Annotated in this window: 17 protein-coding genes; 15 read left to right on the forward strand and 2 right to left on the reverse strand. The window is 47.2% G+C overall.

Annotation, left to right across the window (positions count from 1 at the left end):
- Positions 1-178: 178 nt before the first annotated feature.
- Both ACFQU8_RS10210 and ACFQU8_RS10215 read right to left on the reverse strand, forming a co-directional pair.
- On the reverse strand, positions 179-784 hold the full coding sequence (locus ACFQU8_RS10210) for a zeta toxin family protein (RefSeq protein ID WP_382359505.1): 606 nt from the start codon (positions 782-784) through the stop codon (positions 179-181).
- Entirely contained in the window at positions 784-978 is a 195-nt protein-coding gene (locus ACFQU8_RS10215) for a hypothetical protein (protein WP_382359508.1), read from the reverse strand. Before ACFQU8_RS10215 ends, ACFQU8_RS10210 begins: the two co-directional genes overlap by 1 nt.
- A gap of 250 nt (positions 979-1228) precedes the next feature.
- Here ACFQU8_RS10215 and ACFQU8_RS10220 point away from each other — a divergent pair, with 250 nt between their 5' ends.
- The 15 genes from ACFQU8_RS10220 (at position 1229) to ACFQU8_RS10290 (ending at position 16741) form a co-directional block, all read left to right on the forward strand.
- Positions 1229-1828, forward strand: a complete 600-nt coding sequence (locus ACFQU8_RS10220; RefSeq protein WP_382359511.1) for a hypothetical protein — start codon at positions 1229-1231, stop codon at positions 1826-1828.
- 344 nt (positions 1829-2172) lie between these two features.
- On the forward strand, positions 2173-2592 hold the full coding sequence (locus ACFQU8_RS10225) for a hypothetical protein (protein WP_382359514.1): 420 nt from the start codon (positions 2173-2175) through the stop codon (positions 2590-2592).
- A gap of 610 nt (positions 2593-3202) precedes the next feature.
- Positions 3203-4135, forward strand: a complete 933-nt coding sequence (locus tag ACFQU8_RS10230) for an ABC transporter permease (RefSeq protein ID WP_382359517.1) — start codon at positions 3203-3205, stop codon at positions 4133-4135.
- A gap of 1 nt (position 4136) precedes the next feature.
- Positions 4137-5093 carry an ABC transporter permease gene (locus ACFQU8_RS10235; RefSeq protein WP_382359520.1) on the forward strand — a complete coding sequence of 319 codons (957 nt, stop codon included), beginning with the start codon at positions 4137-4139 and terminating at the stop codon, positions 5091-5093.
- Between the two features lie 9 nt (positions 5094-5102).
- Positions 5103-6107 carry an ABC transporter ATP-binding protein gene (locus tag ACFQU8_RS10240; RefSeq protein ID WP_382359523.1) on the forward strand — a complete coding sequence of 335 codons (1005 nt, stop codon included), beginning with the start codon at positions 5103-5105 and terminating at the stop codon, positions 6105-6107.
- Positions 6108-6125: 18 nt separating this feature from the next.
- Positions 6126-7784, forward strand: a complete 1659-nt coding sequence (locus ACFQU8_RS10245; RefSeq protein ID WP_382359526.1) for a peptide ABC transporter substrate-binding protein — start codon at positions 6126-6128, stop codon at positions 7782-7784.
- A 171-nt stretch (positions 7785-7955) separates the two neighbouring features.
- Entirely contained in the window at positions 7956-8915 is a 960-nt protein-coding gene (locus ACFQU8_RS10250; protein ID WP_382359529.1) for a C40 family peptidase, read from the forward strand.
- On the forward strand, positions 8912-9928 hold the full coding sequence (locus tag ACFQU8_RS10255; RefSeq protein ID WP_382359532.1) for an ABC transporter ATP-binding protein: 1017 nt from the start codon (positions 8912-8914) through the stop codon (positions 9926-9928). Before ACFQU8_RS10250 ends, ACFQU8_RS10255 begins: the two co-directional genes overlap by 4 nt.
- Before the next feature lie 163 nt (positions 9929-10091).
- Positions 10092-11243, forward strand: a complete 1152-nt coding sequence (gene spoIID, locus ACFQU8_RS10260; protein WP_382359535.1) for a stage II sporulation protein D — start codon at positions 10092-10094, stop codon at positions 11241-11243.
- Between the two features lie 353 nt (positions 11244-11596).
- Positions 11597-12532 carry a peptidoglycan DD-metalloendopeptidase family protein gene (locus ACFQU8_RS10265; protein ID WP_382359538.1) on the forward strand — a complete coding sequence of 312 codons (936 nt, stop codon included), beginning with the start codon at positions 11597-11599 and terminating at the stop codon, positions 12530-12532.
- 402 nt (positions 12533-12934) lie between these two features.
- Entirely contained in the window at positions 12935-13237 is a 303-nt protein-coding gene (spoIIID, locus tag ACFQU8_RS10270; RefSeq protein ID WP_382359540.1) for a sporulation transcriptional regulator SpoIIID, read from the forward strand.
- Between the two features lie 339 nt (positions 13238-13576).
- Positions 13577-14578, forward strand: coding sequence for a rod shape-determining protein (gene mreB, locus ACFQU8_RS10275; RefSeq protein WP_382359543.1), 1002 nt, complete (start codon positions 13577-13579; stop codon positions 14576-14578).
- 55 nt (positions 14579-14633) lie between these two features.
- A complete protein-coding gene (locus ACFQU8_RS10280; RefSeq protein ID WP_382359546.1) occupies positions 14634-15437 on the forward strand; it encodes a flagellar hook-basal body protein in 804 nt (267 codons plus the stop codon).
- Between the two features lie 10 nt (positions 15438-15447).
- Positions 15448-16263, forward strand: coding sequence for a flagellar hook-basal body protein (locus ACFQU8_RS10285; protein WP_382359549.1), 816 nt, complete (start codon positions 15448-15450; stop codon positions 16261-16263).
- An 82-nt stretch (positions 16264-16345) separates the two neighbouring features.
- The gene (locus ACFQU8_RS10290; RefSeq protein ID WP_382359552.1) at positions 16346-16741 is read left to right on the forward strand and encodes a DNA-directed RNA polymerase subunit beta; all 396 of its coding nucleotides are present in this window, start codon (positions 16346-16348) and stop codon (positions 16739-16741) included.
- Positions 16742-16791 lie beyond the last annotated feature (50 nt).

Genomic DNA, 16791 nt, shown 5'->3' on the forward strand with positions numbered 1-16791 from the left:
AGTAAATTACGTTAGATGGAACGCGGAATGCGGGGAAACTTGCACGTTCCGTGTGGAGCAGGGGAAAAGCCGGAGATAACTTCAAACGCTTACCTATTGCTGACTTATCTGGAATAAGTAACGTTGATGATCCCAAAATTTTATAACCGAACCAATTTTTCACGTAAAATTGGTTCGGTTATGGTTCTGTTGGTGGGTTTTTCTGAAATTGCTGATATAAAGGCAACACCCATTGAGGGAGTGGAGTAACTTCAAAAGTTATTTTCCCGTCATTTATTTCTAGTATAATTTCTCCACCGTCTTTACTATTATCAATCAGAACAATGTTATCGATAATAGGTGCATATTCATAAAGATGTTTAAATGACGTTTCGTCCCTCCTGAGAATATCTTCAGTTGAGATATGATGACCGCCATTTTCAACTCTCATTGCAACCCTTTCAATATTTTTTCTAACGTTATTTAGTGCAACGTAGAACATAGTCACTTCATAACCATATTCTTTGGCTTTCGCTATTTGTTTAAGCGCATTGTTTCCAGCTAGGGTTGTTTCAATTGAAAAATCTTTGCCTTCATTTAAATATTGATTAACTGATTTAATGATTTCTTTTCCCGCAGTGATTCTTTTTGTAGCTGGATCTTCTAAATTCAATCTTCTTGCAATAGCATTGGCATCTATGTTGATATCAACACCAATTTTGTCGATAATCAAATTGCGAATAGTACTTTTTCCACTGCCGTTATTGCCTGCAAACACAAAGAATATTGGTCGATGCTTGTGCATCAAGATTCACCTGCGTTATGGAAGGGGATAATTTCACCGTTGGGGTATTCCTTTACGAGCACACCATTTTTGTCATATATAATATATGTGTTATTAACTTTAGCATCAATTTTGGCTCGCTCACCGGTCATCTTGGCCCATTGGTCAACCCAGCCGTATTTGCGTCCGGATTCATTGTTTTGTTGTTTTAACATAAGGATCACCACCTTGATTTCATTATATCAGATTGCTGATGTAATTATAATATTTGTTGTCTTTCAGATTGTTTCCCTTTGACGGGCGAATATGTGCCAATTCTAAATGGCTTTATATATTCGTCAATGGTGTTAGGTATTTTAATATTCATAATTGGAATTGTTTCCTTTGTGAAAGATAAGAAATGATTTTAATACGATCGGGCCATTTAGTTGAAGAGTGTATGCATGATTGGGGGAATAAAAAATTATGGATAATTTAAGAGAAAGTAAAGAGTTACCATTCTTCGCAAGAAATCATTCAGGAAAAGTTGATATTAAATATGGTGTTAATAACGATCCAACTACTTGGGGGCTTTCAGAGCTGGAAATGCCTATTAATATAGAGACAGCCAAGGGGTTTCCGTTGTGTGAAGCAAATGTCGTTTATGACGGAAAAGGTTACCATTCGGTTTTTGGCTGGATTCAAACTATTTATATGGACATTAAAGATGTTGATCAGCAAAGTGCATTTGTTGATGTTGGCGCCCTTTTTAAAGAATCAGATATGCCTTTCTTTAGTTTCGGAAACCTTCCAACACTGTTTGATGCTCCGTGCATTAAAAATGTAAGCAATATGGACTGGACAGCTAACGCTTTTTTAGTAATGGCAGGAAACATTATGATGACAAAAGACGTTTATTATGTGATTGGTTTTGAATGGGGTTATGAAATTATTAATGAAATTCCACAAATTAAACCAATTAAAGAATTGAAAACGGAAGATTGGAACGCCAAAACCAATTTTTTAAATAAGGAATATGTTAATTGGGATTTTAAGAAAGGTTATACCGCCGTTCATGAAAAATGATGATTGGAATTGTACTTTTAATTCTTTGAAAAGTACATATTAGAAATTCTGTAGGTCTTTTCGCTCAATCTGGATGTTATTAATCTATTCGCTTACATCCTTCGCTTTATGCGGTATTCTGGAAAAATGATTAAAGGCTTTTAACAGGAATATACAAATTCCTGTTGACTCATTGGTGTATTAATTCTATAATACAGTATATCATGTATTAAGTGCTTAATACACGTTTTTTTACCTATACTGTATTAACAGGTTAATACAGTTAACTTCATCAGAAGAGTTGGGAGCTGTGCGTAAGCTTTGCAGCATTTATTTAGATTGTTATGAAGGGAAGGAATGGGCCTATGAAGAAAAAAGCAGCCTTGTTATCAATGTTTGTTTTAGTAGTTGCCTTTTTATCTGCTTGCACAAATAATAGTGATAATTCAACAAAACCAGATAGGAATAGCCTGGTTTTTAACATAGAAAACCAGGCTAATTTTGGTTTTAATGCGATAGAGATCAGTACTGATAAATCCTCAGGCGGCGGTATAAGTTATGCTGATGGCTCTAAAATTAAAAAAGGGGATACACTTAGAAAGCGTTATAATAATTTAGAAGACTTAGAAGGTGAGGCAACCTTTAAATTTGTGTTATTGATAGGTGACAAGAAACAAAGGGTACCATTGAAAGAAATAACACTTGATTTAGCAGCAAACAAAGAATACTCTTTTGAGATCACTGGTGATTTGGTAAATCAAGCTCGTTTAAAAAGAATAAATTAATGTTTCCTCAATCAGCGCGTTTGTTTCATAACACAACAAGTTATTACATAAAAAACGGGGCTGGAAAAAAGGACGCTCAACAACACAAACCCGAACAAATATCACGCATCAAAGTGAATATGTTCGGTTTTATTTTAGTCGCTAAATGGAGCGAAGGGAAAATGCGAAGACTCCTGGGGGAGCAAAGGCATAGGAAAGACCCCGCAGGCCGACAGGCCGAGGAGGCTTGCCAGCCGCCCCCGGAAAGCGCAGCATTTTCCCGCAGCAGTCATGTCTCTTCAACATTGTTCGCATTTTGAACTGAACGCATACGTTTTGTCTCAGCCCCGTTTTTAATCCGTGTGTTTTGGACTGAGTTTGCAGCTTATTCGGTGCCACTTTCCCCCTTAAACTTTCCCGCCTTTTCTTTCATTCGCCTAATATCTATTATGTAATTGAACATAAAAGGGCTGACATTCGAATAGAATTATCATAGTAAATCGCTTCTTCAATCTGCCAGGAAGCCGCCAGACCTTGACAGGAGTGTATCAAACTGGCCGGGTTGCCGGCTGTATTCAAGCAATTATGAAAGCGGTCTCTACAAAAGGCATCGCTACAGGGGTGTAACAGCATGCTGCGTTATATGGTGAAACGGTTCGGGATTATGCTGGTAACACTGTGGATCATTGTCACACTGACGTTTGTGCTTATGGTGACATTGCCGGGGTCACCGCTGAATGAAGAACGCACAACGAATGAGACGGTACAGGCGAATCTGGAGGAACATTATAATCTGGATGAACCCTATGCTATTCAGTATCTGCTTTACATTAAATCCATTGTCACATTAGATTTTGGACCGTCAATTAAGCAGCCGACACAATCGGTCAATGATCTTTTGGGGCGTGGCTTTCCGATTTCCTTTGAATTAGGGGTCATCACGATTATGACAGCTGTTATTTCCGGTATTATTCTTGGTGTGTTTGCCGCTTTGAAACATAACGGTTTGATGGATTATACGGCTATGACAATCGCTGTACTGGGTATTTCTATCCCTAATTTTGTTTTGGCGACGCTGCTGATTCAGATGCTCGCCGTTAATCTTGGGATCCTGCCGGCGGCCACCTGGTCAAGTGTCTGGCATATGATTATGCCGACCATTGCCCTCGCTACCGGTCCTATGGCGATTATTGCGCGTCTGACACGATCCACCATGCTGGAGGTGCTGACACAGGACTACATTAAAATGGCGCGTGCCAAAGGCTTGAAGCCGTGGAAAGTGATTATTAAACATGCGCTAAAAAATGCCCTGATGCCGGTTGTAACGATTATGGGAACATTGCTGGCAGGTATTTTAACGGGAACGTTTGTGATCGAGCAGATTTTTGGCATTCCGGGTATGGGTAAGTACTTTGTGGAAAGTATTAACCAACGGGACTATCCGGTCATCATGGGCACAACTGTCTTTTACAGCGCCTTTTTGATTGTTGCTTTGTTCTTGGTCGATGTCGCGTATGGTTTCCTTGACCCGCGCATTAAATTGCATAAAAAGGAAGGGGAATAAGATGCGTCAACATACTAACAGTCAATCACCTTACACATCCGCCAGCGTCCCCGATGAGTGGTTCGAGTGGCAGGAAAAAGACCTGAAGGCAGCTGAAAATGTTTCCCGCCCGTCCCTTTCTTACTGGCAGGATGTATGGCGCCGCCTCAAGCAAAATAAACTGGCGATGACTGGCCTGGTATTTCTTGTGCTTTTAGGCATTATGGCGGCTATTGGACCATTGCTGACACCGTATTCTGTCGTGGAGCAAAACCGGCCGGATCAGTTTTTACCGCCCTCAGCTGATCATTGGTTTGGCACGGATTCACTCGGGCGTGATGTGTTCGCCCGGACATGGTACGGGGCGCGCATCTCGTTATTTGTAGGGCTGATGGCCGCGCTGATTGACTTTTTTGTCGGGGTTATTTATGGCGGGATCTCCGGTTATAAAGGCGGTCGCACGGATAGTTCGATGATGCGTGTGATTGAGGTTCTGTACGGCTTACCCTATTTGTTGGTTGTGATTCTGCTGCTTGTCGTCATGGGCCAGAGTCTTCTGACCATTTTGATTGCCCTGTCGGTTACCGGCTGGGTGGGAATGGCTCGGATTGTCAGAGGTCAGGTGCTGCAGCTCAAAAATGAAGAGTTTGTGCTCGCTTCGCAGTCATTTGGGACGAAAACACCGCGCATCATCCGGAAGAATCTGCTGCCGAACACCATGGGGCCTATTATTGTGCAAATAACACTCAGGGTGCCGGATGCCATTTTCGCGGAAGCGTTTCTAAGCTTTCTTGGTCTCGGCATTCAATCGCCGTATGCCAGCTGGGGAGTCATGGCCAATGACGCCTTGGGAGCGATCTTATCCGGCCACTGGTGGACACTGTTTTTCCCGGCTTTCTTTATTTCCTTTACGATGTTTGCATTTAACGTGTTAGGCGACGGGCTGCAGGATGCCCTTGATCCGAAGCTGAAAAAGTAGGTGATTTGCGTGGCAAAAATGCTTGAGGTAAACGATTTGCATGTAAATTTTTCGACTTATGGCGGAACGGTTAAAGCTGTCAGGGGGATTGGTTTTGACTTGCACGAAGGCGAGACATTGGCGATTGTTGGGGAATCCGGCTGCGGTAAAAGTGTGACAGCAAACGCGATCATGCAGCTGATTCCAGATCCGCCTGGGAAAATCGCCGGGGGAACGATCACGTTTAATGGGCGGGAACTGACAGCGGTGCGTGAGAAAGACATGCGGTCGATTCGTGGTGTTGATATTTCAATGATCTTTCAGGACCCGATGACCGCGCTGAATCCGACGCTGACGATTGGCAGCCAGCTGACAGAAGGTTTGAAGGAGCATTATCAGACGTCAACGGCTGAAGCGAAGACGAAAGCGCTGGAAATGATGCAGCTTGTCGGTATCCCGAATCCTGAGGAACGGTTCAGGCAGTATCCGCACCAGTTCAGTGGCGGCATGCGGCAGCGAATGGTGATTGCGATTGCACTGATTTGTGAGCCGGAACTGCTGATTGCTGATGAGCCGACAACGGCACTGGATGTAACGATTCAGGCGCAGATTCTCGAATTATTTGAACGTATTCAGGCGTCTACCGGCGTGGCGATTATTTTAATCACACATGATCTCGGGGTCGTTGCGAAAATTGCTGATCGCATTATTGTGATGTATGCCGGGAAAATGGTTGAAGAAGGCACACGGGACGAAATCTTTTATGAGTCAGAGCATCCATATACGAAAGGTTTACTGAAATCGGTGCCCAGACTGGACAATCAGACGCAGCTGATCCCGATTGATGGGACACCGCCGGATTTATTCGCCCCACCCAAGGGATGCCCTTTCACAGCACGATGTCCGATGGCAATGGTCGTTTGTGATAACGTTTACCCGCCTTCATCGCACCTGAGTGATACGCACAGTGTGGATTGCTGGCTGCAGGATGAACGGGCTGAACGTCTGATGGCGCAAACGGCTGATAAAACATAATTTGGGGAGGCAAAACGTATGAAAAAATATGGTTTGTGGCTGCTCTTGCCGGCTCTGTTGCTGTTTCTGGCAGCGTGTACGACGTCATCAGGAAGTGAGGAAAAGGAAGACACTGACGAGGCGGAGACCGACACCGGGGAAGCGGCGGAGGACGAGGGCGGTGACAGTGAGGACGATGTGCTGTATATGAATAATGGGGAGGAACCGACGTCTCTGGATCCGCCGATCGGTTTTGACTCGGTTTCATGGGAAGTGCTGAATAATCTGATGGAAGGTTTGACACGTCTCGGACAGGATGACACACCACAGCCGGGGATGGCTGAGGATTGGGATGTTTCGGATGACGGCAAGACATATACCTTCCATCTCCGCGATGATGCCAACTGGTCGAATGGTGATCCCGTGACAGCTGGTGATTTTGCTTATGCCTGGCGCAAGCTGCTTGATCCGGAAACAGGTTCGTCAGCGGCTTTTCTCGGCTACTTCATCGAGGGCGGTGAGGCTTATAATGCCGGGGATGGTTCCGCAGAAGATGTCGCGGTTAAGGCTGTTGATGAAAAGACCTTTGAAGTCACACTGAAATCGCCAACTGGCTTCTTCCTGCATATCGTCAGCAATCCGGCGTTCTTCCCGGTCAATCAGGAAGTTGCCGAGAATAATCCGGAATGGCATACCGAGGCTGACTCGTTTGTGGCGAATGGCCCGTTCGAACTGGAATCATGGACACACGATAAAGAGATGATTTTGACTCGCAATACGGAATACTGGGACAGTGATACCGTCAAACTTGACGAAGTGAACTGGGTGATGGTGGATGATGTTAACACGGAATACCAGATGTATGAAAGCGGTGAACTGGATGTAACCGAAATCCCTTCTGAGATGGCCGAACAGCGAATTGACGGGGATGATGTGGTGATTGATGATCAGGCAGGCGTTTATTTTTATCGTTTCAATCTCGGGGAAGAACCCTTCCAAAATCAAAAGATCCGCAAAGCATTCGCCTTGTCTGTGAATCAGGATGACATTGTGAATTACGTCACCAAAAACAAGGAAAAAGCGGCCAATGCATTTGTGTCACCAGGTTTCACGAGCCCGTCCGGTGATGATTTCCGGGATGTGAACGGTGATCTGGTAAACTTCGACCCGGAAAAAGCTAAACAGCTGCTTGAGGAAGGGATGGAAGAGGAAGGCTATGATGAGCTGCCGCCAGTGACCCTGACCTATAACACAGATGAGCAGCACAAAGCCATTGCGGAAACAATGCAGAATATGTTCAGCGAGAATCTTGGCATCGATGTGGAACTGGCTAATACGGAGTGGAACGTTTTCCTTGAAGACCAGAAGGAATTGAATTTGCAATTTTCCCGGAGTTCGTTCCTCTTTGACTACGGTGATCCGATTAACTTCCTGGAAAGCTTTATCACGGATTCAACAATGAACCGCACTGACTGGTCAAATGAGGAATATGACGAATTGATCGCGCAGGCGAAACAGGAATCGGATGAGGAGAAACGCTGGGAGTTAATGTATGATGCTGAGGAAATGCTGGCGGAGGCCATGCCAATCTTCCCAATTCACTACTACAATCACGTATTTATCCATAAAGAGGGTGTTGACAATATTGTGCGGCATCCAGTCGGTTATCTGGAGCTGAAATGGGCGGAGAAGAATTAAACAACCGAAAGATGCGGCTGGGATTAACATGCTCATGCCACAAATCGCTCCGTAACTAGACGTTGCTCATGTGAATACGATTCAGCTTTGTGGCGCCCGGGTGGATTGGTTTGCCGGGCGTCATGAAGGCTGCATCAGGCAGGCATGTCACAAACAAAGGAGGAGCAGGAGATGACTGATCAAACGTTTGATCAATACCCGGAAGGATTATGGGTGACGGCGGTGCAGGCGGCAACTGTCTGGACATCGCCATCATCGCCCAGGGCAATCGATCAGCCAGGCATCAGCAATCCGGCAGACATTGACAACTGGCTGAGGCAGCTGACACATCAGGAAGCCGTCGCGCTGTCTGACGACAATCGTATCCAGACCCAGACGCTGTACGGGGAAGCCGTGATGGTTACGGAAACGCACGCTGACTGGGCACATGTCGTGGTGCCCGCGCAGCCTTCTGTGAAGGATGAACGCGGGTATCCGGGCTGGATCCCGTTGAGACAGCTGACCAATGTAGCAAAGCGTGACTGGCACCGCAGCAAGTCAGCAGCCGTTATCGCTGATCGTGTCTGGCTGGAAAATGACAATGGTGAGCAGACGCTCGAACTAAGTTTTATGACGATCCTGCCAGTTGCGGAAGAGGAGAAGAGCCGTGTGCAGGTGCTGACCCCGCACGGACGCCGTTTTTTGCCCAGAGAGACGGTGCGGGTCTTTTCATCGGATGAAGGTCTCAGCCAGCAGACAGGGCAGCAGCTGCTGACAGATGGCAGGCGCTTTTTGGGATTGGGGTATTTCTGGGGCGGCATGAGTTCATTCGGCTATGACTGTTCCGGCCTCACGTATGCGCTGCATCAGGCAAGTGGTTATCAAATACCGCGTGATGCACGTGACCAGGCACAAAAGGGGAAACCCATTTCCTATAATGCTCTTCAGCCGGGTGATCTGCTTTTTTTTGCCGCTGATACAGGGAGTGGGCCTATCAGCCACGTCGGTCTTTATGATTGTGACGGGCAAATGCTGCATTCACCGCAATCCGGCCGCGGGATCGAACGCATTAAACTGGCGGGAACGTCATATGAAGACAGGCTGTGTGCTGCCAGACGCTACTGGCGGTCTGAGGAGGAGCGGATATCATGACAAAACCTGTTTTACAAGTTGATCATTTAGATAAATATTTTAACGCGGCCAAAGGGCAAACGCTTCAAGCTGTTAGAGACGTGAGCTTTCATATTGAAAAGGGTGAAACGTTCGGGCTTGTGGGCGAATCCGGCTGCGGCAAAACAACCGTCGGACGGACCATTATGGGGCTGTATGATAAAACGGCGGGTGATGTGTTTTATGATGGGCAAAATGTGCACGAGCTGGATAAACAGGCAACGTTTGCCTTTTACCGGAACATGCAGATGATTTTTCAGGATCCCTACGCCTCTCTCAATCCGCGCTCAACGGTCAAAGATGTCATTGCTGAGCCGATGGAGGTGCACGGTCTGTATACGGCAAAACAAGCGCAGCTGGACAGGGTGCTGGCGCTGCTGGAAGAGGTGGGATTGAATCGTGATCATGCCAACCGGTATCCGCATGAGTTCAGCGGCGGACAGCGGCAGCGGATTGGCATTGCGCGTGCTCTGGCTCTGGATCCCGATTTCATTGTTGCTGATGAACCTATTTCAGCACTGGACGTGTCTGTTCAGGCGCAGGTGATTAATCTATTGCAGCGTCTGCAGCAGGAAAAAGGGTTAACCTTTTTGTTCATTGCCCACGACTTATCGATGGTTAAACAAATTTCCGACCGGATCGGCGTCATGTATCTTGGCAATATGGTTGAGCTGACATCCAGCGAGTCTCTTTATCAACAGCCGCTCCATCCGTATACACAGGCTCTGATGTCAGCGATCCCAATTCCCGATCCGGCTATTGAGGATACGCGGGAGCGGATTATACTGAAGGGGGATCTGCCCAGTCCAATTAATCCACCGAGCGGCTGTGTTTTCCGCACAAGATGTCCGTTTGCCATGGCTATTTGCTCCAGTAAAGTACCTGAATGGCGTGAAGTTACCCAGGATCATTATGTTGCGTGCCATTTATATAATGACGTGCCGGAACAGTCGTCACCAGAAGCGGCCGCCCAGCAGATCCCCCGCCAGTCCTGACAATTGTAACGATGTTGATGTGTGCCGCTGGGTGCCTCCCGCATAAAAATGATTTGTTTTCCTGGTTCTATTGTTCGCGGCTGCTGTATAAATTTAATAGTAGGCTAGCTAGACAATGCACCAGTCATAACAATGTCCTATTTTAATGTGAAGGAGGCTATTCATGCGGAAAAACAACATTATTTCGGAACTTCGTAAAAAAACCAAATCGCGAAAACGTCAATCACTGCAGCTCTTGGAAAAGAACAACAAGCGCGTACGCCTTAACGGTGTGCCGTCTTCCTGGAAGGGATCAACGACGCTCTTTCTAAGCAGTTTAATCATGGTTATTCTCGTTATTCCGACACTGATTGTCGTCGTACCATCTGCGTCCGGCGGCGAGGAGCAAGCAGCGGCCCCCAACCCAAATGCCAGTGCCAGCGGAGGAGATGCCCCTGAGGCTGAGACAGCCATGGCCACGGAATCGCCGTTTGCGGTGGATGTCATGCGGGCCAGTTCGGATCAAGTGGAGTCGGTCCCTCTGGAGACCTATGTTGCCAGAGTAGTAGCTTCTGAAACGCCCGCTGAATTTGAAACGGAAGCTTTAAAAGCGCAGGCGCTGGCGGCCCGGACGTTTATCGTGAATCGGCTGCTTTATCAGGAGGATGCCGGCAAGGCGGATGTTACGGATACAACGGGTGATCAAGTCTACCACAATGAACAGGAACTGAGAAAGACAATGGGGAGCGGTTATGAGCAGGAGATGGGCAAAATTAAACAAGCCGTTGCGGATACAAAAGACGAAATTCTAACCTACGAAGATGCTCCGATCACAGCTGCTTATTTTTCAACCAGTAACGGTTATACGGAAAACTCGGAGGATTACTGGGATGAAGAGGTTCCCTACTTGCGCAGTGTTGCAAGCCCGTGGGATAAGAATACCGAGAAATTTATGGACCAGCAGGTATTGTCCGTTGCTGATGTTGAAAAACAGCTTGGTACCGATCTGCCGTCTATTGATAATCTGTCGGTGGCTATAAGTCAGACGGAAGGCCATCGCGTCGATCAGCTCAAGCTGGGGGATGAAGCCTATTCTGGCCGTGAAGTCCGGGAGGCATTGGGATTGGCGTCGAGTGACTTTTCCATCGAAAAGAAAAAGGACCATTTAATCGTCACAACAAAAGGTTATGGCCACGGGATTGGCATGAGTCAATATGGAGCCAATGGTATGGCTGAAGAAGGCAAAAATTATAAAGATATTGTCAAACATTATTATCAGGGTGTCGAAGTCAGCAGCGTGTCGAATACGGCACCAGCACTGGCATCCAAAGAGTAGAGTCATCTGCTGGAGCGGCATTATGAGGTGGGATAGAATTTAAGCGACCAGCTCCCGAGATGAACAAAGTTGCGGCTCAGCGGAGGAAAAGACGGCGACTCCTGCGGGAGCATAGGCATAGGTGAGACCCCGCAGTGCGAAGCACGAGGAGGCTCACCAGCCGCTCGCGGAAAGCGCCGTCTTTTTCCGGAGCGGACTTATGGCTCTTACCTTCTGTCCCAGCCCCTCTGTCATCAGGTTAATGGCTTATGTTGTCCCACTTCTGCGAAAAAAATGCAAAAAAACAGGATTTTTTTTGAGTGATATGTATAGTTTTCCAATTTCATGCTCAGAATGGTTGTTGAGGTGATAACATGAATGAGGAAAACAATGGAGCTCCAAAAAATAAGTGGAGTCGCATTTTTCGCAAGAAGTGGTTTTTTCCGGCCTTGTATTTAGCAATAGCTGCTCTTCTTCTATCAGCGGTGGTATGGTATCAGAATCTCGGACCTGATGAAGCTCAGGACGATTCCGCAGACGATTATACACCTGTTGAGCATGATGAAGAGGCAGAACGTGTCATGGATCAGCAAGAAATCATTCAGCCGCCTGTTGAAAGCATGGATGAGGCTGAGATCATCACGAAATACTATGACTACGATGCTGACCAGGACGATCAGGAAAATGCCATTGTCGTGATGAACGACCGTTATTATCAAAGCACTGGGATCGATGTAGCGGCCGATGATGGCGAAACGTTCGACGTGGTTGCGTCACTGGACGGAACGGTTGATGACGTGAAAAAAGACCCGCTTCTGGGCAACGTCGTCAAGATGAAACATGATAATGGTGTAACTTCTCATTACGCAAGTCTTGAGGACGTCGACGTTTCAGCTGACGACAAAATCGAACAAGGTGAGGTTATTGGCAATGCCGGAGAGAGTCTTTTCGGAAAAGAGAACGGCACCCATCTGCATTTTGAAATCAGAAAAGATGGACAAGACGTCAATCCGGAATCCTTTTTTAATCAGCCGGTGAGCGCTCTGGATGACGTGCTGACTGAGGAAGATGAGACTGACGATGACAGCGACGCATCAGACGGCGCGGATGACGAGGAATCGGATTCTGATGAAACGGAAGTCGGTCCGCCGCTTGATAATAATCCGGAAGAGGACGACTCAACGTCTGATGACGATACGGATAAGTCCAAAGATGATAACGCGGATAAGGACAAAGATGATAACGCGGATAAGGACAAAGATGACGATGCAACGAAAGATAATGACACCGCAAATGAAAAGAGCGCCTGAACGTTACACATCCCCCATGAGTCATCGAAAGGCCCTGGCTGGCTTAGCCGGGGTCTTTTTTGGCATTAAGAGGCTGAAACGAGACAAAGGTCAGGGTATTTGTGAAAAAGGTGTCAATTTCATCATATTCCTCTCTGGTCAGTAATAAACTGTACTATCCAAGCATTCAGAATAGTCTGAGGTGAGAGATTGTGCAGCTTTTCTGCCAGTCATCAGAGTTTCTTAAGCTGATACATACGCATTCACTAAGTACGCGAGACTTTCGCGTATCATGTTTGAAGATTTATACATCCAGAGCTGCACAGAAGAATTTCTTAAAGCGAATAAGTAACTCATTTAATTTCTCGTACCACCTTGTCTCAGCCACACCTCGGAAATATCCAACTTAGGGAGGCGAACGGTGTGCACGATTACATCAAAGAAAGGACAATCAGGATAGGTCAATATGTCGTGGAGACGAGGAAAACCGTCCGGTTGATTGCAAAAGAATTTGGTGTCTCAAAAAGCACAGTCCATAAAGACTTGACGGAGCGCTTGCCGGAAGTCAGTCCGGAACTTTATAACAGGGTCAAACACGTCCTCGATTACAACAAGTCAATTCGCCATCTCCGCGGTGGTGAAGCGACGCGCAATAAATACAGAGACGACGAAAGTGACAGTGACAGCCCGGAAGAAGACGACCATAGCGCCAAACCGGTCGGATAAGAGTTTTCCTGTAAGCGATATGCGGGAGGTGAGGTCACAGTCGTTTGAAAACGCTTTAACACATTTTCCAAAAGCCCGGTCCGAGTAGGCCGGGTTTTTAAGATGGTGCTGCCCTTTCAGGATAAACATGGCAGAGCCCCATTTCATGTCGGCACAGGAACGCTCCAGCCGCTTCATGCCGTCATTAAGTAAAACCACCTTCCCAATGCTTTTTCATAATTTTTTTTGAAAACGGCAGTTATATGTTATGTTTTATGGTAAAATGAACTATTAGTAGAAGTGTGCTTACCTATAAATATTAATACGAGAAAGTTTTTGAAAGCAGGGAGGATTTGATGAATGTTTTCGAGAGATATCGGAATTGACCTTGGGACGGCTAATGTGCTCATTCATGTGAAGGGGAAAGGCATCGTTTTGAATGAGCCATCTGTCGTGGCGATGGAGCAGAGCTCTGGCCGTGTCCTGGAAGTCGGTGAGGAAGCACGCCGCATGGTTGGACGGACGCCTGGCAATATTGAAGCAACCCGCCCATTAAAAGAGGGCGTGATTGCTGATTTTGATGTGACAGAAGCAATGCTGCGGCATTTTATTGATAAAATTAATGTTAAAGGATTTCTTTCCAAGCCGAAAATGCTCATTTGCTGCCCGGCTAACATTACGAAAGTCGAGCAGAAGGCCATTAAGGAAGCGGCTGAGAAATCCGGCGGCAAAAAGATCTATCTGGAAGAAGAGCCAAAAGTGGCCGCTGTCGGAGCCGGTATGGAGATATATCAGCCGAGCGGGAATATGCTCGTGGATATCGGCGGCGGCACAACGGATGTTGCGGTTCTTTCCATGGGCAACATTGTAACAGCCGAGTCGGTTAAATTGGCCGGTGATAATTTTGATATGGAAATCTTGCAATATATTAAAAAGGAATACAAAATGCTGGTGGGCGAACGGACGGCTGAAGAGATCAAAATTAACGTGGCGACTGTATGGAAAGATTCGCGTCACGAGCAAATGGATATCCGTGGCCGTGATATGGTGAGCGGTCTGCCGCGAACGATTACGATTTATTCGGATGAGATTGAACAGGCTTTGCGCGAGCCGGCCGCTCTCATCGTTCATGCTGCGAAACAAGTTCTGGAAAAGACACCGCCTGAATTGTCAGCTGACATTATTGACCGCGGCGTAATTTTGACGGGCGGCGGCGCCATGATTCACGGGATTGATCAATTGCTTGCCGAAGAATTGAAAGTTCCTGTTCTTATGTCGGAAGAACCGATGGACTGTGTGGCTAAAGGGACTGGCGTTATGCTGGAAAATATTGATAAAATTGAACGGAAAAGCATCGTTTAGCCGGCAGCAGGTTTCTTATTTTTAAAGGGATATCAACGGCAGAGGAGGGAGAGACGTGCTGAGAGGATTTTACACAGCGGCGAGCGGCATGATTGCCCAGCAGCGGCAGCAGGAAGCATTGTCAAATAACATAACAAATGCGCAGACACCGGGCTATAAAGCAGATCAGCCTGCTATGCGGGCCTTCCCGGAAATGCTGATGCAGCAGATGGGCAACAAGCAAGTTCCGACAGAAGAAGGTCTGAACCTCTCCGAACAAAAGCCAATTGGAAGCATGCATACAGGCGTCTATACGCAGGAAACCATCCCGGATCAAAGCCAGGGAGACCTTCGCAACACCGGTACCTCCACTGATTTAGCACTGGTGAATGGGGAACTGCCCGATGATACAGGCGGCGTGTTTTTTACGGTGCAAAATGCAGAAGGGGAGGAACGCTACACCCGGAACGGCAGCTTCACCGTTGATAATGACGGGTTTCTGGCTACATCACAGGGCTACCGTGTTCTTGATGAAGCCGGGAATCCGGTACAAACGGATAACAAGGATTTCACGGTGGACGGCGCCGGTAACTTGCAGACAGATGACGAGACCACACCGCTTGGCATCGCGTATACAGATGACGTTGCCGCAATGGTTAAAGAGGGCAATGATGTGTTTGCCGGGGACACGGAAGCTGCTCCTGCCGGGGCAGGATATACTGTCAAACAGGGAAGCCTGGAGCAGTCAAATACGGACCCGGCCCAGTCGATGACGCAAATGATGGAAGGCTATCGTTTATTTGAAACGAATCAGCGGGTGCTCAAAGCTTACGATCAAAGCATGGGCAAAGCCGTCAGTGAGATCGCCCGTTTACGTTAGGAGTGATTTGATGTCACGATCGATGATGCAAGCAGCTGTTACCATGAATCAGCTGCAGAATAAACTGGATATGATCGGCGGTAATCTGGCTAACAGTCAGACGACCGGCTATAAAGCACGGAAAGCTGACTTTTCTTCTTTATTATCTCAGCAGATCGATAACATGAACGATCCAGCGAATGCAGAGGGACGTTCAACTCCAGATGGCATTCGTGTCGGTTCAGGAGCAAGGCTCGGAGCGGTTGATCTTGACCTGTCACATGGAGCTGTAAAGGACACCGGGCGGAAGCTTGATACCGCTTTGCTGGATAAAAATCACTTGTTTGAGATTCAGACACCGGAGACTCGGTATACGCGTGATGGTGCTTTCTACCTGAGCCCTGTGAATGACGGAGAGGATGTCATGCTCACAACAGAAAATGGCGATCCGGTCATGGGCGAAAACGGCGAAATCGTCTTTGAAGAAGGCTTTGATGACGTAACGATTGAGACAAACGGCCAGATTTCTGTCGAACGTGGCGACACAACGGAGAATGCCGGAAAACTGGCTATTAATGATGCCATTCGGCCCCAGCTGCTGGAGCCTGCTGGTGAGAGCAGCTTCCGTATGCCGGACTTGGCTGAAGCAGGCTATAACGCCGAAGAGATTATGCAGCCAGCAGATGATGAAGGTAATGTATTGCGTCACGGGGCACTGGAGCAGGCTAATGTTGACCTTGGCGAACAATTCACGGACATGATGACAGCACAGCGGTCTTATCAATTTAACGCCCGGACGCTTTCAATGGGTGATCAGATGATGGGGCTTATCAATCAGCTGCGGTAACCGCTGACCGGGACATCCTGAGTCATGTATCCGGTAATCCAGCTGAGGGCTGAGGCAGCAAATGGATGTGAGGAGAAAAGTCATGTCAACAGATCAAAGCAAGCAAGCCGCAACTGATGAAAACAATCAGCTGACGGCTGATGAGAAAACAGAACAGGAGCCAGTAGCCGGTGAACCACATGACGAGCAGGCGGCAAGTGTTGGGGAAGCCGAACGGCATGTTTCAGCAAAAGATCATGAAGCGCAGCAGGAACCGGCACAAAAGAAAAAACAAGCCAAACAGAGCAGGCAAAAAAAGCCGCGCCGGCGGGTGTTTCCGATATGGCTGCGGCTGCTTATCGTTCTGATTCTTTCAGCTCTAGCACTTGGCGCCGGGTTAATGATTGGCTATGGCGTTATTGGAGACGGCAGCCCAATGAACGCCCTGAAATGGGAAACATGGCAGCACATCATTGATCTCGTTGCAAAAGGAACTTAGAACGTGCTGTTTTTCAAGGTCGTCACAGGCTGAACGGCTGGCAGCCTGAA

The organism is Lentibacillus kimchii (assembly GCF_042666895.1).
Lineage (GTDB): Bacteria > Bacillota > Bacilli > Bacillales > Amphibacillaceae > Lentibacillus > Lentibacillus kimchii.